This window comes from Atlantibacter sp. (genome assembly GCF_032062175.1).
Taxonomy (GTDB): domain Bacteria; phylum Pseudomonadota; class Gammaproteobacteria; order Enterobacterales; family Enterobacteriaceae; genus Atlantibacter.
This window is the reverse complement of sequence record NZ_DAMBQK010000028.1, coordinates 31,727-53,492: the sequence shown is the minus strand read 5'-3', so window position 1 is coordinate 53,492 and position 21,766 is coordinate 31,727. Positions and strand designations below refer to the sequence as shown.

The following is a 21,766-nucleotide window of genomic DNA, read 5'->3' as shown; positions in this document are numbered from 1 at the left end:
CGCGGCTGGTAACAGAGCCTTACAGGCGCATCTGAAAAACCTCCGGCTATGCCGGAGGATATTTATTATTTTAACGCGATCGAATCAGCTGCGAGCGATCGATAAACTCGTGGGTATTCGGGTCGTAATAACGAGAGGGCCAAATCAGCCAGGGCTCCACGCCCAGCGCATCGGCAATAATGCGCTCCCCTTTGGGCCACGGGCGCGTCAGCGCGTTGGCCAGCGTTGATGAACTCAGCCCTGCTTTTCGTGACTCAGCCGCTAAAGAGGTCCCTCTTTTGCGTAACCCCGCGATAATGTCTGCTGGATGCCAGTCTGTGACTTTCTTTTGCATGTTTTCCCTCTATACAAAAATGACGCACGCTTTCGTCTGCTGTTTTTTCCTGCAACAGATATAGCATGAAAAGTTCCGAATAGTTCCTGTTAGTTTTAGATATAACCAGAAGTGTGCACAGATACGCACTATTTAATGCAAGCGGTAGACGTTGACGGGAGAATTTCTGCGCCAGACGGCGCAGAAACAGGAGAGGGAAGGGAATTAATGATCGCGCTGAACGGACATATGCGCCAGCGCGATTAATGCCTCACGGTAAGGCGTGTCAGGCAGCACATCCAGGGCAGCGATGGCTTTATCCGCCTCTTCTTCAGCACGCTGGCGCGTCCATTCCAGCGAGCCGCATTCCGCCATGGCGTGAAGCACCGGATCGAGAAGATGACGGCCATTACCCTGCTGAATAGCGTCACGGATCATCTTCGCCTGATCCTCTGTTCCATTCCACATGGCATGCAGCAACGGCAGCGTTGGCTTCCCTTCATTGAGATCGTCACCGACGTTTTTACCCAGCCGTTCACCGTCTGCACTGTAATCCAGCAAATCGTCAATCAGCTGGAACGCGGTGCCCAGATAGCGCCCATAATCCTGCAACGCCTGTTCCTGAACGTCGCTGGCGCCTGCCAGGATGCCGGAACATTGTGATGCCGCCTCGAAAAGCCGCGCGGTTTTGCTGTAAATAACCCGCATATAGCTCTCTTCTGTGATGTCAGGATCGTTGACGTTCATTAGCTGGAGGACTTCACCTTCCGCAATGACGTTAACGGCCTCAGACATCACGCCCAGCACTTTTAGCGAACCGAGCTGGGTCATCATTTGGAACGCGCGGGTATAAATGAAATCGCCCACCAGTACGCTGGCGGCGTTACCGAATGCCGCGTTGGCTGTGGCTTTACCCCGGCGCATATCGGATTCATCCACGACGTCGTCGTGCAGAAGCGTGGCGGTATGAATAAACTCGATCAGCGCTGCAATGGTCACGTGCGCGTTGCCCTGGTAATCCAGCGCGCGAGCGGAAAGCACGGCAATCATCGGACGGATGCGCTTACCGCCACCGCTCACAATGTAATAGCCTAACTGGTTGATAAGCTGAACATCCGAGTTGAGTTGCTCAAGGATGGTCGCATTAACGCCCGCCATATCTTGCGCGGTTAACTCATTAATTTTTTCTAAATTCATCGCAAAAGTCTGGCTATCGTCCTGTTTACCACAAGTAACAATGGAAGAACGTAAGATAGTAGGGTTGAAGACGTAGGGTTGATTGTACCGTAAAAACGTAGCAGATAAACGTCACCATCAATGTTGTGTTTTTTTTCTGCGCTGTTTCACGACAGGACTTGTCAAAGGCTCACGTTTTGCGTAATATTCGCGCCCTATTGTGAATATTTGTAGCGCACTCTGAATCCTATAGAAGGCGTGCGCGGAAGCGGAGTTTTATATGTACGCGGTTTTCCAAAGTGGTGGTAAACAACACCGAGTAAGCGAAGGTCAGACCGTTCGCCTGGAAAAGCTGGACATCGCAACTGGCGAAGCTGTTGAGTTCGCTGAAGTTCTGATGATCGCAAACGGTGAAGATGTCAAAATCGGCGTTCCTTTCGTTGATGGCGGCGTAATCAAAGCTGAAGTTGTTGCTCACGGTCGTGGCGAGAAAGTTAAAATCGTTAAGTTTCGTCGTCGTAAACACTACCGTAAGCAGCAAGGCCATCGTCAGTGGTTCACTGATGTGAAAATCACTGGCATCAGCGCTTAATACAGGGGAGCAGATTAAATGGCACACAAAAAGGCTGGCGGCTCAACTCGTAACGGTCGCGATTCCGAAGCTAAACGTCTGGGCGTGAAACGCTTTGGCGGTGAAGCAGTTCTGGCAGGCAGCATCATCGTTCGTCAACGTGGCACCAAATTCCACGCTGGCTCGAACGTAGGTTGCGGCCGTGACCACACTCTGTTCGCTTTGACTGACGGTAAAGTTAAGTTCGAAGTTAAAGGTCCGAAAAACCGTAAATTCATCAGCATCGTTGCTGAATAAGTTTTTCGTGTCCCGGTAACGGATTGAGCCCCGCACTTGTTGCGGGGCTTTTTACATTCCGTATCTGGAAAAATCTCCAGGGATTTTCATGAAACAGCAGGCTGGCATCGGTATCCTTCTGGCGCTTACCACAGCGATTTGTTGGGGCGCGCTTCCCATTGCAATGAAACAGGTGCTGACGGTAATGGAACCGCCTACGGTGGTGTTTTACCGCTTTCTGATGGCATCTATTGGGTTAGGCGCTATTCTGGCCATGAAGGGCAAGCTGCCGCTGTTAAAAATGTTTCGTAAACCGCGTTGGCTGATTCTGTTGGCTATCGCGACCGGAGGACTGTTCGGCAACTTTATTCTGTTCAGTTCTTCGCTACAGTATTTAAGCCCGACGGCGTCGCAGGTGATTGGTCAACTGTCGCCCGTGGGAATGATGGTAGCCAGCGTTTTTATCCTCAAAGAGAAGATGCGTGGAACTCAGATTGTGGGGGCCATTATGCTGCTGTCCGGTCTGGTGATGTTTTTCAACACCAGCCTGATTGAGATCTTCACACGTCTAACGGATTACACGTGGGGCGTTATTTTCGGCGTGGGTGCCGCGACGGTTTGGGTGAGTTACGGCGTTGCGCAGAAAGTATTGCTGCGACGACTGGCCTCGCAACAGATCCTCTTTTTGCTGTACACTTTATGTACTATTGCGATGTTCCCGTTGGCCGATCCTGAGGTCATCGGGCAATTAAGCACCTGGCAACTGGCATGCCTGGTTTTTTGCGGTTTGAACACGCTGGTAGGTTATGGCGCGCTCGCTGAAGCGATGGCGCGTTGGCAGGCGTCACAGGTCAGTGCGCTGATTACACTGACCCCGTTATTTACCCTGCTGTTTTCGGACTTGTTATCCATTGCCTGGCCCGATTTCTTCGCCAAACCGATGCTCAACGTGTTGGGTTATGTCGGTGCGTTTGTCGTGGTTGCGGGCGCGATGTATTCCGCCATTGGTCATCGTCTCTGGGGACGCTGGCGTAAAAGCGAAGCGGTAGTCACGCTACCCCGCTCGGGCGAATGATTTACGGAGAAGTAAAATGAAGTTTGTTGATGAAGCAACGATTCTGGTCGTCGCGGGTGATGGCGGCAACGGTTGCGTTAGCTTCCGTCGTGAGAAGTATATCCCGAAAGGCGGCCCTGACGGCGGCGACGGCGGTGATGGCGGCGACGTCTGGCTGGAAGCCGACGAGAACCTGAACACCCTGATCGACTACCGTTTCGAGAAAGCATTCCGCGCCGAACGCGGGCAGAACGGCCAGAGCCGCGACTGTACCGGTAAACGTGGCAAAGATGTTTCGGTGAAAGTGCCGGTCGGGACGCGCGTTATCGATCAGGGCACCGGTGAGACCATGGGTGATATGACCAAACACGGTCAACGCCTGATGGTGGCGAAGGGCGGCTGGCACGGTCTGGGCAACACCCGTTTCAAATCGTCGGTCAACCGTACCCCGCGTCAGAAGACCATGGGTACGCCGGGCGAAAAACGCGATCTGCAACTGGAGCTAATGCTGCTGGCTGACGTGGGTATGCTCGGCTTGCCGAACGCCGGTAAATCGACCTTTATCCGTGCGGTTTCCGCTGCAAAACCAAAAGTCGCGGATTATCCGTTTACCACTCTGGTACCAAGCCTGGGCGTGGTGCGTATGGATAACGAGAAGAGCTTCGTGGTTGCCGATATCCCTGGCCTGATTGAAGGCGCAGCGGAAGGCGCGGGTCTCGGTATCCGTTTCCTTAAGCACCTTGAACGCTGCCGCGTATTGTTGCACCTGATTGATATCGATCCGATTGATGGTTCCGATCCAGTAGAAAACGCCCGCGTGATCGTTGGCGAGCTGGAAAAATACAGCGAGAAGCTGGCCGCGAAACCGCGTTGGTTAGTGTTCAATAAAATCGATCTGATCGATCGTGAAGAGGCGGAACAACGCGCGAAAGCGATTGCCGACGCGTTGGGCTGGGAAGGGGAATATTACCTCATCTCCGCAGCCACCCAGCAGGGCGTGAACCCGCTGTGTTGGGACGTGATGAACTTCATCATCGAGAACCCTATCACCCAGGAAAATGCCGGGAACGGCCCGGAAAAAGTCGAATTCATGTGGGATGACTATCACCGTCAGCAGCTTGAAGAGATGGAAGCTGAAGACGATGAAGACTGGGACGACGACTGGGATGAAGATGACGACGAAGGCGTCGAAATCATCTACGAACGTTAATAAAAAAGGCCGGGTTTCCCCGGCCTTCTCCATTAGTTATTCTGGTAAATGTCTTTGTACAGGCGGCTCTCAAAACGCACCAGCGGAATGCGTCGGTTGCGCTGATTGGCCGGTTCAACGGCGTAGCCGGACAAATACTGAATAAATGCCATCTTCTGACCGCTTGCGGTGGTGATAAACCCGGCCAGGTTGTACACGCCCTGTAGCGAACCGGTTTTCGCCGACACTTTCCCGTTTACGCCCGCCTCGTGAAGCCCGGCGCGATACTGCAACGAGCCGTCATAGCCAGCCAGAGGCAGCATCGAAATGTAATTCAACTGGGCATCATTCTGCGCGATGTACTGAAGCACCTGCATCATGGTGGCGGGGGAAATCAGGTTGTGGCGCGACAGGCCGGACCCATCAACCACAATACTGTTGCCCAAATCGACGCCCGCTTTCTGGCGTAGGATCTGGCGCACCGCATCAGCACCTGCTCGCCAGGTCCCCGGTACGCCGAAGTACTCGTGGCCAATGGTGCGAAACACGGTATCGGCAATCATGTTGTCAGATTTTTTCAGCATGATTTTTAGCAAATCATGGAGCGGTGGCGACTGCTTGCTGGCGATAACCGTTGCCTGCGGATTGGGCTGCGTTTGACGCAACAGCGTGCCGCTGTAGCTGATGCCCGCCGTTTTCAACTCCGATTTTAAAATCGCACCGGCATAGCCCGCACCGTCCTGAATGGCAAACGCCAGCGGCAGCGGGTCCGTTCGCTGCGTCAGGCAACCGGTCAGGGTAAAGCGGTTCAAATCGCCGGGCACCACGTCCAGCTCGCAGTACTGCGCTTCAGGCGACCCTTTAGGCAAGGTTTTTACCTGGCTGAACATGGTGACCGGGTAGTAAGAGGCGATACGGATAAACGCCATCTCGCCAGGTTTTGGCGCGCTGTAGAGCGAAATAGAAAAACAGTTACGGTCAACAATCGCGGCGGACGGCGGAGCGCTGAAGCATTGCGTCATATCATTCCACGGCCAGCCCGGCGCTTTATCGTGGCTGGCGAAAACCGAGGTATCAATCAACACGTTTCCTTTGATTTCCTGAATACCGGTTTTTTTCAGCGCCGCGACTAAATTGCGTATATCCTGGCGTTTGAACGTGGGGTCGCCACCGAAGCGCAGGATCACATCACCGTTCAGCACGCCATTCTCCTGACTACCCCGGCTTTCCAGCGAGGTGGTGAAGCGATAGTCAGGGCCCAACTGCAATAGCGCCGCCAGCGCCGTAATCACCTTCTGAGTACTGGCGGGCAGAGCCATCTGCTGGCTGTGATAATCAATTGCCGGGGTTTGGCTGCCGACTTTCTGCACCATCAGCGCAAGGTTTGTGCCGGCGGGGAGTTGATTAATGTATTCTTCAACGTTTGCTGCATTTGCAGTCAACGCCATACTTGTGGCCAATCCAATGACAAATCTGGTAAATCGCATAATCTCGCGGTAACAGCCTGGAAACGTGCCGTCATACTACGGTGCATCGTACGGTAAAGTAAACGATGACCCTCAGGGAACTTCAGGTTAAAATGCATATCAAAATGCAAAATCGTTCCTGACCTGGTGCTATGCTCCGGGTCGGTTTTTTTTTGTTTGTTACCCGGCGCCTGCGGGTGTTGGCCGGGGCGACATACTGGCCGTAGCGGGGATCACCGCTGCGAAAAGGACTGTTTAAGAGGTATAAAAATGCAAGCGATTCCGATGACCTTACGTGGTGCTGATAAATTGCGCGAAGAGCTGGATTTCCTGAAATCCGTTCGTCGTCCGGAGATCATTGCCGCGATTGCCGAAGCGCGTGAACATGGAGACCTGAAAGAGAATGCTGAATATCACGCCGCGCGTGAGCAGCAGGGTTTTTGTGAAGGGCGCATCAAAGATATCGAAGCCAAGCTCTCCAACGCCCAGGTGATTGATATCACTAAAATGCCCAACAATGGCCGCGTGATTTTCGGTTCAACTGTGACCGTGCTGAATCTGGATTCTGATGAAGAGTTAAGCTACCGCATTGTGGGTGATGACGAGGCAGATTTTAAGCAAAATCTGATCTCGGTAAACTCGCCGATTGCGCGTGGACTGGTAGGAAAAGAAGTCGACGACGTTGTGGTGATCAACACCCCGGGTGGGCAAGTTGAGTTCGAGATCGTTAAAGTCGAATATCTTTAATAACGGCGATTACGGACGCACATTTTCGGCATAATCCGAATGGTTAAAGAATATACGTCTGAGTGGCAAGTTGGGCAGCAGGCGTTAGATAAAAATCATTATGATTGCGGAACGAAAATTTGCGGCTATTGTAAAGCCAGGTAAAAGGCCGCAATGCGGCCTTTTAACATCACACAGAGCATGGCATTTTGCTCAGCGCTGCCACATTATTGTTACAATTATGTGGCTCATCCAATGATGATTAACGCGGCAGGCTAATTTTGCGCTCTTGTGAAGGACGGTACAGAACGAGCGTTTTACCGATAACCTGGACATTACAGGCGCCGGTTTCCCGCACGATGGCCTCAACGACCAGGGTTTTTGTTTCGCGGTCTTCCGTGGCGATCTTCACCTTGATCAGCTCATGATGCGTAAGCGCTTGTTCAATCTCGGCCAGTACCCCTTCGGTCAAACCATTATTGCCAAGCATAACTACGGGCTTGAGCGGATGTGCCAGACCTTTCAGGTGCTGTTTTTGTTTAGTACTCAGATTCATCGGTTTTTTTACTTACGTTGGGATTGAAAACGGTTCATTCTACCGCCATCTCCCATTAATACCCAACAGATTTCAAATTGTACTGCGATGCGAAAGTGCAGGGTATTCAGCCTGACGGCACGTGGGTATCACGATGAACCCGGATGGAAATTGAAATGACAGGTAAAAAGCGTTCTGCCAGCTCAAGCCGCTGGCTCCAGGAACACTTTAGCGATAAATATGTTCAACAGGCTCAGAAAAAAGGGTTGCGTTCCCGAGCCTGGTTTAAACTTGATGAAATACAGCAAAGTGACAAACTTTTTAAGCCAGGAATGACGGTTGTCGATCTTGGCGCTGCACCCGGCGGTTGGTCCCAATATGTGGTGACGCAGATAGGCGGCCAGGGTCGCATTATCGCATGCGATCTTTTACCTATGGATCCTATCGTCGGTGTGGACTTTATTCAGGGCGATTTTCGTGATGAATTAGTCGTGAAAGCGCTGCTGGAGCGTGTAGGTGAGAGTAAAGTACAGGTTGTCATGTCAGATATGGCGCCAAATATGAGCGGGACACCTGCTGTTGATATTCCTCGCTCCATGTATCTGGTCGAACTGGCTCTGGATATGTGTCGCGATGTGTTGGCGCCGGGTGGTAGTTTTGTAGTGAAGGTGTTCCAGGGCGAAGGTTTCGATGAGTATCTTAGGGATATTCGCTCCCTGTTTACGAAGGTGAAAGTTCGTAAGCCGGATTCTTCTCGTGCCCGTTCACGTGAAGTTTACATTGTAGCGACTGGGCGCAAACTATAGTACCCTGACGCTGTTTGTTAACACAGTTGTAATATGAGGTTAATCCCTTGAGTGACATGGCGAAAAACCTAATACTCTGGCTGGTCATTGCCGTAGTGCTGATGTCAGTATTCCAGAGCTTTGGGCCCAGCGAGTCGAATGGCCGTAGGGTGGATTACTCTACCTTCTTGCAGGAAGTTAACCAGGATCAGGTTCGCGAAGCGCGTATCAACGGACGTGAAATCAACGTTACCAAGAAAGACAGTAACAAATACACGACTTATATCCCCGTTAACGATCCGAAGCTGCTTGATAACCTGATTACCAAAAACGTAAAAGTGGTTGGCGAGCCGCCGGAAGAGCCGAGCCTGCTGGCTTCCATCTTCATTTCCTGGTTCCCAATGCTGTTGCTGATTGGCGTCTGGATCTTCTTTATGCGCCAGATGCAGGGCGGCGGCGGTAAAGGCGCCATGTCGTTCGGTAAGAGTAAGGCGCGCATGCTGACCGAAGACCAGATTAAAACCACTTTTGCCGACGTCGCCGGTTGCGATGAAGCGAAAGAAGAAGTGGGCGAACTGGTTGAATACCTGCGCGAACCGAGCCGCTTCCAGAAGCTGGGCGGTAAGATCCCGAAAGGCGTCCTGATGGTCGGCCCTCCGGGTACCGGTAAAACCCTGCTGGCGAAAGCCATCGCGGGCGAAGCGAAGGTGCCATTCTTCACCATTTCCGGCTCTGACTTCGTAGAGATGTTTGTCGGTGTCGGCGCATCCCGTGTGCGCGATATGTTCGAACAGGCTAAAAAAGCCGCGCCGTGCATCATCTTTATCGATGAAATCGACGCCGTAGGCCGTCAGCGTGGCGCTGGGCTGGGCGGTGGTCATGACGAACGCGAACAAACGCTGAACCAGATGCTGGTTGAGATGGACGGCTTCGAAGGTAACGAAGGTATTATCGTTATCGCGGCGACTAACCGTCCGGACGTCCTTGACCCGGCGCTGCTGCGTCCAGGCCGTTTCGACCGTCAGGTTGTGGTTGGCCTGCCGGACGTGCGTGGTCGTGAGCAGATCCTGAAAGTGCATATGCGTCGCGTTCCGTTGTCTCCGGACATCGATGCCGCCATCATTGCACGCGGTACGCCGGGCTTCTCCGGTGCCGATCTGGCGAACCTGGTGAACGAAGCCGCACTGTTTGCCGCCCGCGGTAATAAGCGCGTTGTGTCGATGGTTGAGTTCGAAAAAGCGAAAGACAAAATCATGATGGGTGCGGAACGCCGCTCCATGGTGATGACCGAAGCGCAGAAAGAATCCACCGCGTATCACGAAGCAGGCCACGCCATTATTGGCCGCCTGGTGCCGGAACACGATCCGGTGCATAAAGTGACGATTATCCCGCGCGGTCGTGCGCTGGGTGTGACTTTCTTCCTGCCGGAAGGCGACGCGATTAGCGCCAGTCGTCAGAAACTGGAAAGCCAGATCTCTACGCTGTACGGCGGTCGTCTTGCTGAAGAGATTATTTACGGTGCTGAGCATGTTTCTACCGGTGCGTCCAACGATATCAAAGTGGCGACGAACCTGGCACGTAACATGGTCACCCAGTGGGGCTTCTCCGACAAACTCGGTCCGCTGCTGTATGCGGAAGAAGAGGGCGAAGTATTCCTGGGCCGCAGCGTAGCGAAAGCGAAACATATGTCTGATGAAACCGCGCGTATCATCGACCAGGAAGTGAAAGCGTTGATTGAGCGTAACTACAATCGCGCCCGCACCATCCTGAATGACAACATGGATATTCTCCACGCCATGAAAGACGCACTGATGAAGTATGAAACCATCGATGCGCCGCAGATTGACGACCTGATGGCTCGCCGCCACGTGCGTCCGCCAGCAGGCTGGGAAGATCCAGGCACTAACAACTCTGATAACAATGGCACCCCGCAAGCGCCGCGTCCGATTGACGAACCGCGTACGCCGAACCCGGGTAATACCATGTCTGAACAGTTGGGCGACAAGTAAGCTTTAATGAAGCGGTAATGATAAAACCCTGGGCATGCCCGGGGTTTTTTTTGGTATGTGTACTGGTCTCAAGGATTAACGATGAAACTCTATGCCCAGAGATCCATGCTGGATCTTTCGCACCCTCATGTGATGGGAATTCTTAACGTTACACCGGATTCTTTTTCTGACGGCGGCAAGCACAACCAACTGGTTGATGCGGTGAAACATGCTAACGCCATGATTAATGCCGGGGCGACTATTATCGATGTGGGCGGCGAATCTACACGGCCTGGCGCTGATGAAGTCAGCGTGGATGAAGAGTTAGCGCGAGTGATTCCGGTCGTTGAGGCCATCGCGCAACGTTTTGAAGTGTGGGTTTCCGTTGATACCTCGAAACCCGACGTTATTCTCGAGTCTGCCAGAGCAGGCGCGCATATCATTAACGATATCCGTTCATTGCAGGAGCCCGGCGCACTGGAAGCCGCTGCGCAAACCGGTCTGCCGGTTTGCCTGATGCATATGCAGGGCGAACCGCGCACCATGCAAAATGCGCCGCATTATGATGACGTCTTTGAGGCGGTGAATCGCTATTTTGTTGATCAAATCGCGCGTTGCGAAGCGGCGGGAATCGCAAAAGAGAAATTGTTGCTCGACCCGGGGTTTGGTTTCGGTAAAAATCTTCACCACAATTATCAACTTCTCGCCAGGCTATCAGAATTTCATCATTTCGAACTACCGCTATTAGTGGGAATGTCGCGTAAATCTATGGTCGGCCAGTTACTGAATGTCGGGCCGACAGATCGATTGAGCGGCAGCCTTGCCTGTGCTGTGATCGCGGCGATGCAGGGGGCGCAAATTATTCGCGTCCATGATGTTAAAGAGACGGTAGAAGCAATGAGAGTTGTCGAAGCTACACTTTCAGCGAAGGATAAAAAACGCTATGAGTAACCGTAAATATTTTGGCACCGATGGCATCCGTGGGCGCGTAGGGGATGCGCCAATTACTCCTGACTTTGTGCTTAAACTGGGCTGGGCCGCTGGCCAGGTGCTGGCGCGTCATGGTTCACGTAAAATTATTATCGGTAAAGATACCCGTATTTCAGGCTATATGCTGGAATCCGCACTGGAAGCAGGCCTTGCCGCTGCGGGATTGTCGGCGATGTTCACTGGCCCGATGCCGACGCCTGCGGTAGCCTATTTAACCCGTACCTTCCGTGCTGAAGCGGGGATTGTGATTTCTGCCTCCCATAACCCGTTTTATGACAACGGCATCAAATTCTTCTCCATCGACGGCACCAAATTGCCTGACGAAGTGGAAGAAGCCATTGAGGCCGAAATGGAAAAACCCATTACCTGTGTAGATTCCGCACAGCTCGGTAAAGCTACCCGTATCGTGGATGCGGCAGGCCGCTATATTGAGTTTTGCAAAGCGACTTTCCCCAATGAACTCAACCTGAACGGCCTGAAAATCGTGGTGGATTGCGCCAATGGCGCGACTTACCACATTGCGCCAAACGTCCTGCGCGAGCTGGGTGCCCAGGTGATTGCCGTGGGCTGCGATCCGGATGGCGTTAACATCAACGAAAAATGCGGCGCGACCGATGTCCGTATGCTTCAGGAACGCGTCGTGGCTGAGAAAGCCAACCTGGGCATTGCGTTTGACGGCGATGGCGACCGTGTGATTATGGTCGACCATGAAGGTAACAAAGTCGATGGCGACCAAATTCTTTATATCATTGCCCGGGAAGGCTTGCGCCAGGGCAAACTGCGCGGCGGTGCAGTGGGTACGCTGATGAGCAACATGGGGTTGGAAGTGGCGTTGAAGCAGCTCGGTATCCCGTTTGCCCGTGCTAAAGTTGGCGACCGCTACGTCCTGGAAAAAATGCAGGAAAATGGCTGGCGCATCGGTGCGGAAAACTCCGGTCACGTGATACTGCTCGACCAGACCACTACTGGCGACGGCATTGTGGCGGCGCTACAGGTATTAACAGCGATGGCCAGAAACCATATGAGCCTGCACGATCTGTGCAGCGGCATGAAGCTGTTCCCACAGGTGCTGGTGAACGTACGATTCACTGCTGGCAGCGGCGACCCGCTGGAAAGCGCTCAGGTGAAAGCGGTCACCACCGAAGTCGAACAGGCGCTGGGCAACCGTGGCCGCGTGCTGTTGCGTAAATCTGGCACCGAACCGTTAATCCGCGTGATGGTAGAGGGTGAAGACGAAGCGCAGGTCACTGCATTTGCCAACCGGATTGCCGACGCGGTTAAAGCTGCATAAAAAACGAAGCGCCGGAATTCCGGCGCTTTTTTTATCAGGCGATGTCAGGATTTGCCTGGCGTTTACGTAATGCCACCCCGCCAATCAGCATCAGCAACACCATTCCCGCCAGCCACGGTAGAATATTTACCAAATGCCCGGCGCGCATAAACGTCAACACCAGCATCAGCAACCATCCACCCAGCATCGGCAGCGCGGTGCGCTTTACAATTTCCACCGGCGATACGCCAGCAATCCCCGCGATAGCAATGATCACCCCGGCAATAGGCGAAAGCGTGCGCCCAATCCCCGCAGAAAGCTGGACAGGTAACATCATTACCGCTACATCGCTACCAATATGCTTACTGATTTCCGGCACCATCGGCGCGAAGGAGAAAAATGCCGCATTTCCTGACCCCATCAGCGCAGAAATAGAGAAAGTAATTAACGTCATCAGAAGAATAATCGACGCCGCGCTGAGCCCAAACTCGCTGGACATATTCAGCAGCGCGTCCACCGCGCCGGTGGCTTTTAGCCCGGCGGAGAACACCTCACCGGCGATAATCAGCGTGACCACGGTCGCGAACACGCTGCCCATACTGTCGAATACGCGCTGTAACCCGGCCATCACGTTACGGGCATTACGATGACGTAAGTACTCACAAACCAGACTGATAAAGACGCTGATAAGCACCGCCGTATCCAGAGTGATACGCAAGCTGCTAAATGCCAGGCTGCTACAGAGCAACATCAGCACCAGCGGCAGCATCGGCAGGAACATATAGAAAAGCGGCGCTGGCTGGCCTTCATTTTCTTTGAGGGTAATGTCGGCCTGTTGCGCGAGGCTTTCCGGCTGACGCTTATCAAAAAAGCGCTGCACGACCACGTGAAGCAGTGCGATGAACAGCACGACCGGGACCACGACCGGCAGTTGGTCGTGAACAAAATACTCAACGACTTCTATGCCTGCGGTTTTGGCGGCCAGCACCGAGTTACCGGAACCAGGACCAAACTCAACGGCGCAGGTGCTGGCGATCACCGCTGCAACCGCCGCACGGCTACATCCCAGGCGTGTCAGCAACGGGTAAAGCGTCGCCATGAGCAGCAGGCCCAGCCCGGTTGCGCTGCTGATAAACAGGGATAAAAACTGGCCGAGGAGTAATGCCAGGCCGAGCAATAAATAAGGCGAGTTGAGTTTTTGCAGCGGGCGAGAGGTCAGGCGCACCAGAACCTGGCTGGCGCCAATGGCGGACATATACACCGCAAACCCGCCGATCAGCATGATCTGCAAACCCAGCCCGCCAAGCCGTACGCTCAGGGTATCTCGAATAAACTCAAACGCATCGAAGGCGCTGACGCCGGTGGTTTTCTTCACCAGCGCGGTGATATCCGACATGCTGAAAATCTGGGCGATAAACAGCAGCGCCAGGCCGGTTAACAGCAGCACCGCCTGGGGATTATATTTTTTTAGGATCAGCCGACCGGCAAAAATCACCGCGAGCAGTGCGATCAGTAATGACATGGCCAGTCCCTCACTCAAAATTGCCGCGAACCAGACATTCGCCAGATGCGAACATCAGTTGTCCGGCAGCGTAAGTCTGATAAAGCGACAGGTCGTCGTTAAGCACGCAGAGATCGGCGCGCTCGCCCACGGCGATACGGCCGCCGCTGATGCCTAAAGAGTCGGCAACATTCGACGTCAGCATTGCCAGCGCCTGATCCACCGGAATTCCGGCATCAACAAGACGCGGCAGCAGGCGAATATTGCCGTCAACCGGGGCGGCGGAGAGCCCTTCCACCACGCCGTTGGCGTTGAAACGCGGTACGCTGCCGTTACCATCGGAACTGATGGTGATGTTTTGCGGCGCGACGCCGGATCCCAGCGCATGAACAATCGCCTCTTCCTGCAATGCATAGCGGCTGCCGCCAGAGGTGACATCAATCGTGCCGCCGCGCCGGGCGAAAGCAATCGCCTGCTCGAACAGCGGCGCGGTGCGGGCAACGTGCGTCGGGGAAAGGTGGTGAATAGGTATACCGGCATCGCATACTGCATTCAGCGCGGCGAACCCGTCAGGCAGACCGCCAAGATGAATATGCAGCAGGCCTTTTTTTCCGGCCAGCAGGGCGGCGACGCGAATGTCGCTTACCAGCCGCAACAACTCCTGCACCGTTGGAAAAGAGCCGCGATGATCGGCAAGGGCAATCTTCACGCCCAAAATGGCAGGAATAAACGCGAGATCGTCCCGCACATTACCGGTAAGAGTGCGGGTGGGCAGTTCGTAAGAACCGGTATGCATAAACGCCCGAATCCCTTCAAGATTCAGTGCCTGCATTTTGGCGTACAGATCTTTTGGCGAACGCGAGATCCCATCGGTACCCAGCACGCCAACCACGGTCGTGATGCCTGCGGAAATCAGGCGAGTCAGGCTACACGCTGGCGTTCTGCTGGCAAATCCCGCTTCGCCGCCGCCGCCGGTTAAATGAACATGCTGATCGATAAATCCGGGGACCAGCCATTTCCCTTTACAGTCGTGTGTAGTCGCCGGGAAAGGGAGCGTGGGGGCGGTCTCGCTAATGCTGACAATCTTATCGCCGTAGAGTAAGACAGACTGCCTGCCTAAATCCTGTGGTGCAAAAACCCTGGCATTGGTCAGTAACGTAAACATATCAGGCCTGCTGTTAGTGTGAAAAAGGGAAGGTAAAGCATGGCGGCTTAGGAATATGAGAATTGAAATCGGTGCCGCTGCACTAAAAGGTAAAGTTTTACTTTTTGTGTGGCTATTGCGGATTTAGTATCGGGTGATACCGAAACGGCATAGCAGGGCAATACACATGGACAGTAAATGGCTGGAGGATTTCTTAAGCCTGACTCGGCACGGTAATTTCTCTCTGGCTGCACGCGAGCGATGCGTCACCCAACCGGCATTTAGCCGCCGCGTTAAGGCGCTGGAGGAAACGCTGGGCGCGCCGCTATTTGACCGCACCACTACGCCCGTGACGCTCACGCGCTACGGCGCACGCTTTGAGCCTTACGCCAGGCAGGTGGTCTCAACGCTCAAAGAGGCGCAACACGAGCTATCGTGCATGCTGCCGCAAACCGATAACACTATCGTGATGGTGAGCTTGCATACTCTGTCGATTAATGTCCTGCCGGATATGATTAATTATCTTCACCGCACTTACCCTGAGGCCAGCTTTACGGTGAACGCCTGTATGCAGGGCATCGATAATCACTTCAATGCGTTGCTGAATCGCCAGATCGATTTGCTAATCACCTACGATCTGTTACAGGCCCAGCCATCGCTTGAAACGGCGGAACAGCTAAAGCGCACGGTCTGGCGTTATGAGCGGTTTATTCCCGTCATGGCTGCGCCTCTGCTGCCGCTTATCGCGGATGAGAGCAGCGCTATTCCCTGGCTGCGCTACAGTGACTACACATTTGTGCAGCAAATTATCGCGCCTGCTGAAAAGCAGGTCGCTTCCCGGCTCAGGCCAGTGTTTGAAAGCGGGCTCAGCGAAAGTATTCGCGAAATGGTGCTGCGTGGGATGGGGCTGGCGTGGCTGCCGGAATCGACGATTGCGGAGCAACTTGCCAGCGGTGAATTGGTACAACTCTGGCCGGACAATCTCTCCCGGCAGCGCGAAATCGCGATTGTGATTTGGTGTCAGCGCCAGGAGAATCGCCCAATTCTTAGCCTTTGCTGGGAGAAATTGTCCCGAAAGTCACATGGTTGATGTTTTTTTCTGCAAACGCGCCAGGATGGTGAAAATGGTCTTGCGTGCCACCCTGGCTTTGGTTAGTATTCACACCCGCTTCAGTGGGGAATGACAAACGCCTCCCACTTTACTTGGTGAAGCAATTGGTATGCGGTAACCCGCAAGGAACAGGTTGATTATGTACGAAGCTCTTTTGGTAGTTTTCCTTATTGTAGCCATTGGCCTGGTAGGTCTGATCATGCTGCAACAAGGTAAAGGCGCTGATATGGGAGCCTCCTTCGGAGCAGGCGCTTCCGCCACGCTGTTCGGTTCAAGTGGTTCTGGTAACTTCATGACCCGTATGACGGCTATTCTGGCGACGCTGTTCTTCATCATCAGCCTGGCTCTGGGTAATATCAATAGCAACAAAACCAATAAAGGAAGCGAGTGGGATAACCTGAACGCGCCAGCTCAGACTGAGAAAGTTCAGGACGCCGCGCCGGCTAAACCGACCAGCGATATCCCGCAATAAGTTGTCAGCTTCAGTACGGTTATCGACGAAGCCGTACACAAAGTGCCGAGGTGGTGGAATTGGTAGACACGCTACCTTGAGGTGGTAGTGCCCGATTGGGCTTACGGGTTCAAGTCCCGTCCTCGGTACCAAATCATAGCAAAATTTGCATTTTAAACGTTTTAGGCGTAGTATTTGCCACGTTTTCGGACGCGGGGTGGAGCAGCCTGGTAGCTCGTCGGGCTCATAACCCGAAGGTCGTCGGTTCAAATCCGGCCCCCGCAACCACTTTCCCTGAAAGTTTTTTTTCAAATAGACTGTGATGAGCGGTTGACGCTTTACACTATGAATTTTGAAAGAAAATTCTCTCGGAAGTGTCCGGGTCGCGCTAGCGGCTTACAGGGTTCAGTTATTAAAAGCCCCGATTTATCGGGGTTTTTTGTTATCTGAGTTAATAATAACTGGGCTTTATGCCCTTTTTTTATGTCTTGGGGGTGGGCTTGTCCACATTAGAGCAAAAATTAACAGAGATGATTACAGCGCCGGTTGAAGCACTGGGCTATGAACTTGTCGGCATCGAGTTTCTTCGTGGTCGCACATCGACGCTACGCATCTATATTGATAGTGAAGATGGCATCAATGTTGACGATTGTGCTGATGTTAGCCACCAGGTGAGTGCTGTACTCGACGTCGAAGATCCGATCACTGTGGCATACAACCTGGAAGTTTCCTCACCAGGTCTCGACCGTCCACTGTTTACCGCTGAGCATTACACCCGTTTTCTTGGTGAAGAGGTAACGGTAGTGCTGCGTATGGCGGTTCAGAACCGCCGCAAATGGCAGGGTGTCATCAAAGCCGTTGAAGGCGAAATGATCACCGTAACGGTTGAGGGCAAAGACGAAGTGTTCGCACTGAGCAACATTCAGAAAGCGAATCTGGTTCCCCATTTTTAACAGTCCGGATTGAGGCGAAGCCCAGGATGAACAAAGAAATTTTGGCTGTTGTCGAAGCTGTTTCTAACGAAAAAGCGGTTCCGCGCGAGAAGATTTTCGAAGCGCTGGAAAGTGCCCTGGCCACGGCAACCAAGAAAAAATATGAGCAAGAGATCGACGTGCGCGTCAGCATCGATCGTAAAAGCGGTGATTTCGATACCTTCCGTCGCTGGATGGTGGTTGAAGAAGTGACCCAGCCGACCCGTGAAATCACATTAGAAGCGGCGCAGTACGAAGATCCGAACTTCAACGTCGGTGACTATGTAGAAGATCAGATTGAATCGGTCACCTTTGACCGTATCACTACTCAGACCGCGAAGCAGGTTATCGTGCAGAAAGTACGTGAAGCTGAACGCGCAATGGTGGTCGATCAGTTCCGCGAGCACGAAGGCGATATCATTACCGGCGTGGTGAAGAAAGTGAACCGCGACAATATCAGCCTCGATCTGGGAAGCAACGCGGAAGCCGTGATTCTGCGCGAAGATATGCTGCCGCGTGAAAACTTCCGTCCGGGTGACCGTATTCGCGGCGTGCTGTACTCCGTGCGCCCTGAAGCGCGCGGTGCGCAGCTGTTCGTGACCCGTTCCAAACCGGAAATGCTGATCGAACTGTTCCGCATTGAAGTGCCGGAAATCGGCGAAGAAGTGATTGAAATTAAAGCAGCCGCTCGCGATCCAGGTTCCCGTGCCAAAATCGCAGTGAAAACCAACGATAAGCGTATCGACCCGGTTGGCGCTTGCGTAGGTATGCGTGGCGCACGTGTTCAGGCGGTTTCTACCGAACTGGGCGGCGAGCGTATCGATATCGTTCTGTGGGACGATAACCCGGCGCAGTTCGTGATCAACGCAATGGCACCGGCAGATGTGGCTTCTATCGTTGTTGATGAAGATAAACACACCATGGATATCGCTGTTGAAGCCGGTAACCTGGCGCAGGCGATTGGTCGTAACGGCCAGAACGTGCGTCTCGCCTCGCAGTTAAGCGGTTGGGAACTCAACGTGATGACCGTGGAAGATCTGCAGGCGAAACACCAGGCCGAAGCGCATGCCGCTATCGATACCTTCACCAAACATCTTGGTATTGATGAAGATTTCGCTACGGTTCTGGTTGAAGAAGGTTTTTCAACCCTCGAAGAACTCGCTTACGTGCCAATGAAAGAGCTGCTTGAAATCGACGGGCTGGATGAAGCAACCGTTGAAGCATTGCGCGAACGTGCCAAAAACGCACTCACGACGCTGGCGTTGGCTCAGGAAGAAAGCCTTGGCGATAAGAAGCCGAGCGAAGATCTGCTAGCCCTGGAAGGGATGGATCGTACTCTTGCCTGGAAGCTGGCTGCTCGTGGGGTTTGTACGCTGGAAGACCTCGCCGAACAAGGCGTTGATGACCTTTCAGATATTGAAGAGTTGACGGATGAGAAAGCCGGTGAGCTGATCATGGCCGCGCGTAATATCTGTTGGTTTGGTGACGAAGCGTAATAAACTGTAGCAGGAAGGAACAGCATGACTGATGTAACCGTAAAAGCGCTGGCCGCAGAGATTCAGACCTCGGTGGACCGCCTGGTACAGCAATTCGCTGATGCAGGGATCCCGAAGTCCGCTGAAGACTCTGTGACGGCGCAAGAGAAACAAACTTTACTGGCTCACCTGAACCGTGAACATGGTTCGGCGCCGGATAAGTTGACATTGCAGCGCAAAACGCGCAGTACTTTAAGCATTCAGGGTACCGGTGGTAAGAGCAAATCGGTACAGATCGAAGTCCGCAAGAAACGCACCTTTGTAAAACGTGATCCGGCTGAGGCAGAACGCCTCGCCGCGGAAGAGCAAGCGCAGCGTGAAGCGGAAGAGCAGGCCCAACGTGAAGCAGAGGAAGCTGCAAAGCGCGAGGCTCAGGAAAAAGCGAAGCGTGAAGCGCAAGAGAAAGCTAAACGCGATGCAGACGAAAAGGCTAAACGTGAGCTTGCAGACCAGGCTAAACGCGAAGCTGCGGAAAATAGTAAAGTGAGCAATCAACAAACTGACGAAGCAACCAAAGCCGCTCAGGCTGAAAAAGCCCGCCGCGAAGCTGAAGCGAATGAACTGAAGCGTAAGGCTGAAGAAGAAGCGCGTCGTAAACTCGAAGAAAACGCTCGCCGTGTCGCTGAAGAAGCGCGCCGTATGGCTGAAGAAAACACGCCGGGCTGGACCAGCACTGAAACCGTGGAAGAAGACAAGAGTGATTACCACGTCACTACGTCTCAGCACGCTCGTCAGGCTGAAGATGACAGCGATCGCGAAGTAGAAGGCGGACGCGGCCGTGGTCGTAACACACCTAAAGTTGCCCGTCAGAAAAAAGGCAACAAACACGCTGAATCTAAAGCCGATCGCGAAGAAGCTCGTGCAGCCGTTCGCGGTGGTAAAGGCGGTAAACAGCGTAAAGGCAGCGCGCTGCAGCAGGGCTTCAACAAGCCGGCTCAGGCCGTTAACCGTGACGTTGTGATCGGCGAAACCATCACCGTTGGCGAACTGGCTAACAAGATGGCGGTTAAAGGTTCTCAGGTCATCAAAGCGATGATGAAACTGGGCGCCATGGCCACCATTAACCAGGTCATCGACCAGGAAACCGCACAGCTGGTTGCCGAAGAGATGGGCCACAAAGTTATCCTGCGTCGTGAAAACGAGCTGGAAGAAGCGGTAATGAGCGACCGTGATACCGGAGCGGCTTCTGAATCGCGCGCACCGGTTGTGACCATCATGGGTCACGTTGACCACGGTAAAACCTCGCTGCTGGACTATATTCGTTCAACGAAAGTGGCTTCAGGCGAAGCGGGTGGCATTACCCAGCACATCGGTGCTTACCACGTTGAAACTGACAACGGCATGATCACCTTCCTGGATACCCCGGGCCACGCCGCGTTTACCGCAATGCGTGCACGTGGTGCCCAGGCGACGGATATCGTGGTTCTGGTTGTTGCTGCGGACGACGGCGTGATGCCGCAAACCATCGAAGCTATCCAGCACGCGAAAGCGGCGCAGGTGCCGGTTGTGGTTGCAGTGAACAAGATCGATAAGCCAGAAGCCGATCCGGACCGCGTGAAGAATGAACTGTCCCAGTACGGCATCATGCCGGAAGAGTGGGGCGGTGAAAGCCAGTTCATCCACGTATCCGCGAAAGCCGGTACCGGTATCGATGACCTGCTGGACGCTATCCTGCTGCAGGCTGAAGTTCTCGAACTGAAAGCCGTTCGCAACGGCATGGCAAGCGGCGTGGTTATCGAATCCTTCCTGGACAAAGGCCGTGGTCCGGTAGCCACCGTTCTGGTTCGCGAAGGTACGCTGAATAAAGGCGATATCGTGCTGTGCGGCTTCGAATATGGCCGTGTACGTGCGATGCGTGACGAACTGGGTCGCGAAGTGACCGAAGCCGGTCCGTCTATCCCGGTAGAGATCCTCGGCCTTTCCGGCGTTCCGGCTGCGGGTGACGAAGTGACCGTGGTACGTGACGAGAAGAAAGCGCGTGAAGTGGCTCTGTATCGTCAGGGTAAATTCCGCGAAGTGAAACTGGCTCGCCAGCAGAAATCTAAACTGGAAAACATGTTCGCCAACATGACCGAAGGCGAAGTGTCCGAAGTGAACATCGTGCTGAAAGCCGACGTTCAGGGTTCTGTGGAAGCGATTACCGACTCGCTGCTGAAACTCTCCACCGACGAAGTGAAGGTGAAGATTGTCGGCTCCGGCGTGGGTGGTATCACCGAGACCGATGCGACGCTGGCTACCGCGTCCAACGCGATTCTGGTGGGCTTCAACGTGCGTGCCGATGCATCTGCCCGCCGCGTTATCGAAGCGGAAAGCCTGGATCTGCGCTACTACTCCGTTATCTATCATCTGATTGATGAAGTGAAAGCGGCGATGAGCGGTATGCTGTCTCCGGAACTGAAACAGCAGATTATCGGTCTGGCTGAAGTGCGTGATGTGTTCAAATCACCGAAATTCGGTGCGATCGCGGGCTGTATGGTTACCGAGGGCACAATTAAACGTCACAACCCAATCCGCGTACTGCGCGACAACGTGGTTATCTATGAAGGCGAACTGGAATCCCTGCGCCGCTTCAAAGATGACGTTAACGAAGTTCGTAACGGCATGGAATGTGGTATCGGCGTGAAGAACTACAACGATGTTCGCGTTGGCGATATGATCGAAGTGTTCGAAGTCATTGAGATTAAACGTACCATCGCTTAATCAGACTGATGTGA

Annotated in this window: 20 protein-coding genes and 2 tRNA genes; 16 read left to right on the top strand and 6 right to left on the bottom strand. The window is 53.6% G+C overall.

All coding sequences use genetic code 11. From position 1 onward, the window contains the following. Window positions 1-70: 70 nt before the first annotated feature. Window positions 71-334, bottom strand: a complete 264-nt coding sequence (gene sfsB / locus RT120_RS19450; protein WP_125294239.1) for a DNA-binding transcriptional regulator SfsB — start codon at window positions 332-334, stop codon at window positions 71-73. Window positions 335-538: 204 nt separating this feature from the next. Then, entirely contained in the window at window positions 539-1,510 is a 972-nt protein-coding gene (gene ispB / locus RT120_RS19445) for an octaprenyl diphosphate synthase (protein WP_312985222.1), read from the bottom strand. A 259-nt stretch (window positions 1,511-1,769) separates the two neighbouring features. Here ispB and rplU point away from each other — a divergent pair, with 259 nt between their 5' ends. From rplU to cgtA, 4 genes are all read left to right on the top strand, one after another. Then, the gene (gene rplU / locus RT120_RS19440; RefSeq protein ID WP_002434221.1) at window positions 1,770-2,081 is read left to right on the top strand and encodes a 50S ribosomal protein L21; all 312 of its coding nucleotides are present in this window, start codon (window positions 1,770-1,772) and stop codon (window positions 2,079-2,081) included. 18 nt (window positions 2,082-2,099) lie between these two features. Then, window positions 2,100-2,357, top strand: coding sequence for a 50S ribosomal protein L27 (gene rpmA / locus RT120_RS19435; protein WP_017457338.1), 258 nt, complete (start codon window positions 2,100-2,102; stop codon window positions 2,355-2,357). Window positions 2,358-2,445: 88 nt separating this feature from the next. Beyond that, window positions 2,446-3,411: a DMT family transporter gene (locus RT120_RS19430; RefSeq protein ID WP_312985220.1), complete on the top strand. Its 966-nt coding sequence runs from the start codon at window positions 2,446-2,448 to the stop codon at window positions 3,409-3,411. 16 nt (window positions 3,412-3,427) lie between these two features. Next, a complete protein-coding gene (gene cgtA / locus RT120_RS19425; protein ID WP_312985218.1) occupies window positions 3,428-4,600 on the top strand; it encodes an Obg family GTPase CgtA in 1,173 nt (390 codons plus the stop codon). A gap of 32 nt (window positions 4,601-4,632) precedes the next feature. Here cgtA and dacB read toward each other — a convergent pair whose 3' ends face one another. Then, entirely contained in the window at window positions 4,633-6,066 is a 1,434-nt protein-coding gene (gene dacB, locus RT120_RS19420; RefSeq protein ID WP_312985216.1) for a serine-type D-Ala-D-Ala carboxypeptidase, read from the bottom strand. Window positions 6,067-6,315: 249 nt separating this feature from the next. On the opposite strand from dacB, the gene greA reads away from it, so the two are divergent. After that, a complete protein-coding gene (gene greA / locus RT120_RS19415) occupies window positions 6,316-6,792 on the top strand; it encodes a transcription elongation factor GreA (protein ID WP_312985214.1) in 477 nt (158 codons plus the stop codon). 241 nt (window positions 6,793-7,033) lie between these two features. Here the strand turns inward: greA and yhbY are convergent, their stop codons facing one another. Next, complete coding sequence (gene yhbY / locus RT120_RS19410) at window positions 7,034-7,327, bottom strand: ribosome assembly RNA-binding protein YhbY (RefSeq protein WP_125294245.1); 294 nt, start codon at window positions 7,325-7,327, stop codon at window positions 7,034-7,036. Between the two features lie 155 nt (window positions 7,328-7,482). On the opposite strand from yhbY, the gene rlmE reads away from it, so the two are divergent. The 4 genes from rlmE to glmM all read left to right on the top strand — a co-directional run bounded on the left by rlmE (window position 7,483) and on the right by glmM (window position 12,360). Next, a complete protein-coding gene (gene rlmE, locus RT120_RS19405; protein WP_040459605.1) occupies window positions 7,483-8,112 on the top strand; it encodes a 23S rRNA (uridine(2552)-2'-O)-methyltransferase RlmE in 630 nt (209 codons plus the stop codon). Between the two features lie 56 nt (window positions 8,113-8,168). Next, window positions 8,169-10,100 carry an ATP-dependent zinc metalloprotease FtsH gene (gene ftsH / locus RT120_RS19400; protein WP_040459606.1) on the top strand — a complete coding sequence of 644 codons (1,932 nt, stop codon included), beginning with the start codon at window positions 8,169-8,171 and terminating at the stop codon, window positions 10,098-10,100. 81 nt (window positions 10,101-10,181) lie between these two features. Further along, window positions 10,182-11,030 carry a dihydropteroate synthase gene (gene folP / locus RT120_RS19395; RefSeq protein ID WP_312985212.1) on the top strand — a complete coding sequence of 283 codons (849 nt, stop codon included), beginning with the start codon at window positions 10,182-10,184 and terminating at the stop codon, window positions 11,028-11,030. Continuing rightward, complete coding sequence (glmM, locus tag RT120_RS19390) at window positions 11,023-12,360, top strand: phosphoglucosamine mutase (RefSeq protein WP_312985210.1); 1,338 nt, start codon at window positions 11,023-11,025, stop codon at window positions 12,358-12,360. The genes folP and glmM overlap by 8 nt, the downstream gene beginning before the upstream one ends. Window positions 12,361-12,394: 34 nt before the next feature. Here glmM and dcuC read toward each other — a convergent pair whose 3' ends face one another. After that, a complete protein-coding gene (dcuC, locus tag RT120_RS19385) occupies window positions 12,395-13,861 on the bottom strand; it encodes a C4-dicarboxylate transporter DcuC (RefSeq protein WP_312985208.1) in 1,467 nt (488 codons plus the stop codon). Between the two features lie 10 nt (window positions 13,862-13,871). Continuing rightward, a complete protein-coding gene (gene iadA, locus RT120_RS19380; RefSeq protein WP_312985206.1) occupies window positions 13,872-15,005 on the bottom strand; it encodes a beta-aspartyl-peptidase in 1,134 nt (377 codons plus the stop codon). 166 nt (window positions 15,006-15,171) lie between these two features. Here iadA and RT120_RS19375 point away from each other — a divergent pair, with 166 nt between their 5' ends. From RT120_RS19375 to infB, 7 genes are all read left to right on the top strand, one after another. Further along, window positions 15,172-16,074 (top strand): LysR family transcriptional regulator, encoded by a 903-nt coding sequence (locus RT120_RS19375; protein ID WP_312985205.1) that lies wholly within the window; start codon window positions 15,172-15,174, stop codon window positions 16,072-16,074. A 160-nt stretch (window positions 16,075-16,234) separates the two neighbouring features. Next, window positions 16,235-16,567: a preprotein translocase subunit SecG gene (gene secG, locus RT120_RS19370; RefSeq protein ID WP_125294252.1), complete on the top strand. Its 333-nt coding sequence runs from the start codon at window positions 16,235-16,237 to the stop codon at window positions 16,565-16,567. A gap of 44 nt (window positions 16,568-16,611) precedes the next feature. Further along, window positions 16,612-16,698: transfer RNA gene (locus RT120_RS19365), tRNA-Leu, on the top strand. Window positions 16,699-16,757: 59 nt separating this feature from the next. Continuing rightward, window positions 16,758-16,834 (top strand) — tRNA-Met (locus RT120_RS19360). A gap of 212 nt (window positions 16,835-17,046) precedes the next feature. Beyond that, on the top strand, window positions 17,047-17,499 hold the full coding sequence (rimP, locus tag RT120_RS19355) for a ribosome maturation factor RimP (RefSeq protein WP_148051893.1): 453 nt from the start codon (window positions 17,047-17,049) through the stop codon (window positions 17,497-17,499). Between the two features lie 26 nt (window positions 17,500-17,525). Then, entirely contained in the window at window positions 17,526-19,013 is a 1,488-nt protein-coding gene (nusA, locus tag RT120_RS19350; RefSeq protein WP_312985203.1) for a transcription termination factor NusA, read from the top strand. A gap of 24 nt (window positions 19,014-19,037) precedes the next feature. Continuing rightward, a complete protein-coding gene (infB, locus tag RT120_RS19345; protein WP_312985201.1) occupies window positions 19,038-21,752 on the top strand; it encodes a translation initiation factor IF-2 in 2,715 nt (904 codons plus the stop codon). Window positions 21,753-21,766 lie beyond the last annotated feature (14 nt).

Bases quoted from the DNA above. Each gene is read 5' to 3' on its own strand.
- RT120_RS19375 (WP_312985205.1), top strand. From the start codon at position 15,172: ATGGACAGTAAATGGCTGGAGGATTTCTTAAGCCTGACTCGGCACGGT.
- dcuC (WP_312985208.1), bottom strand. From the start codon at position 13,861: ATGTCATTACTGATCGCACTGCTCGCGGTGATTTTTGCCGGTCGGCTG.
- infB (WP_312985201.1), top strand. From the start codon at position 19,038: ATGACTGATGTAACCGTAAAAGCGCTGGCCGCAGAGATTCAGACCTCG.
- RT120_RS19430 (WP_312985220.1), top strand. From the start codon at position 2,446: ATGAAACAGCAGGCTGGCATCGGTATCCTTCTGGCGCTTACCACAGCG.
- ispB (WP_312985222.1), bottom strand. From the start codon at position 1,510: ATGAATTTAGAAAAAATTAATGAGTTAACCGCGCAAGATATGGCGGGC.
- dacB (WP_312985216.1), bottom strand. From the start codon at position 6,066: ATGCGATTTACCAGATTTGTCATTGGATTGGCCACAAGTATGGCGTTG.
- yhbY (WP_125294245.1), bottom strand. From the start codon at position 7,327: ATGAATCTGAGTACTAAACAAAAACAGCACCTGAAAGGTCTGGCACAT.
- folP (WP_312985212.1), top strand. From the start codon at position 10,182: ATGAAACTCTATGCCCAGAGATCCATGCTGGATCTTTCGCACCCTCAT.
- iadA (WP_312985206.1), bottom strand. From the start codon at position 15,005: ATGTTTACGTTACTGACCAATGCCAGGGTTTTTGCACCACAGGATTTA.
- rpmA (WP_017457338.1), top strand. From the start codon at position 2,100: ATGGCACACAAAAAGGCTGGCGGCTCAACTCGTAACGGTCGCGATTCC.
- ftsH (WP_040459606.1), top strand. From the start codon at position 8,169: ATGGCGAAAAACCTAATACTCTGGCTGGTCATTGCCGTAGTGCTGATG.
- cgtA (WP_312985218.1), top strand. From the start codon at position 3,428: ATGAAGTTTGTTGATGAAGCAACGATTCTGGTCGTCGCGGGTGATGGC.
- sfsB (WP_125294239.1), bottom strand. From the start codon at position 334: ATGCAAAAGAAAGTCACAGACTGGCATCCAGCAGACATTATCGCGGGG.
- rplU (WP_002434221.1), top strand. From the start codon at position 1,770: ATGTACGCGGTTTTCCAAAGTGGTGGTAAACAACACCGAGTAAGCGAA.
- rlmE (WP_040459605.1), top strand. From the start codon at position 7,483: ATGACAGGTAAAAAGCGTTCTGCCAGCTCAAGCCGCTGGCTCCAGGAA.
- nusA (WP_312985203.1), top strand. From the start codon at position 17,526: ATGAACAAAGAAATTTTGGCTGTTGTCGAAGCTGTTTCTAACGAAAAA.
- glmM (WP_312985210.1), top strand. From the start codon at position 11,023: ATGAGTAACCGTAAATATTTTGGCACCGATGGCATCCGTGGGCGCGTA.
- secG (WP_125294252.1), top strand. From the start codon at position 16,235: ATGTACGAAGCTCTTTTGGTAGTTTTCCTTATTGTAGCCATTGGCCTG.
- greA (WP_312985214.1), top strand. From the start codon at position 6,316: ATGCAAGCGATTCCGATGACCTTACGTGGTGCTGATAAATTGCGCGAA.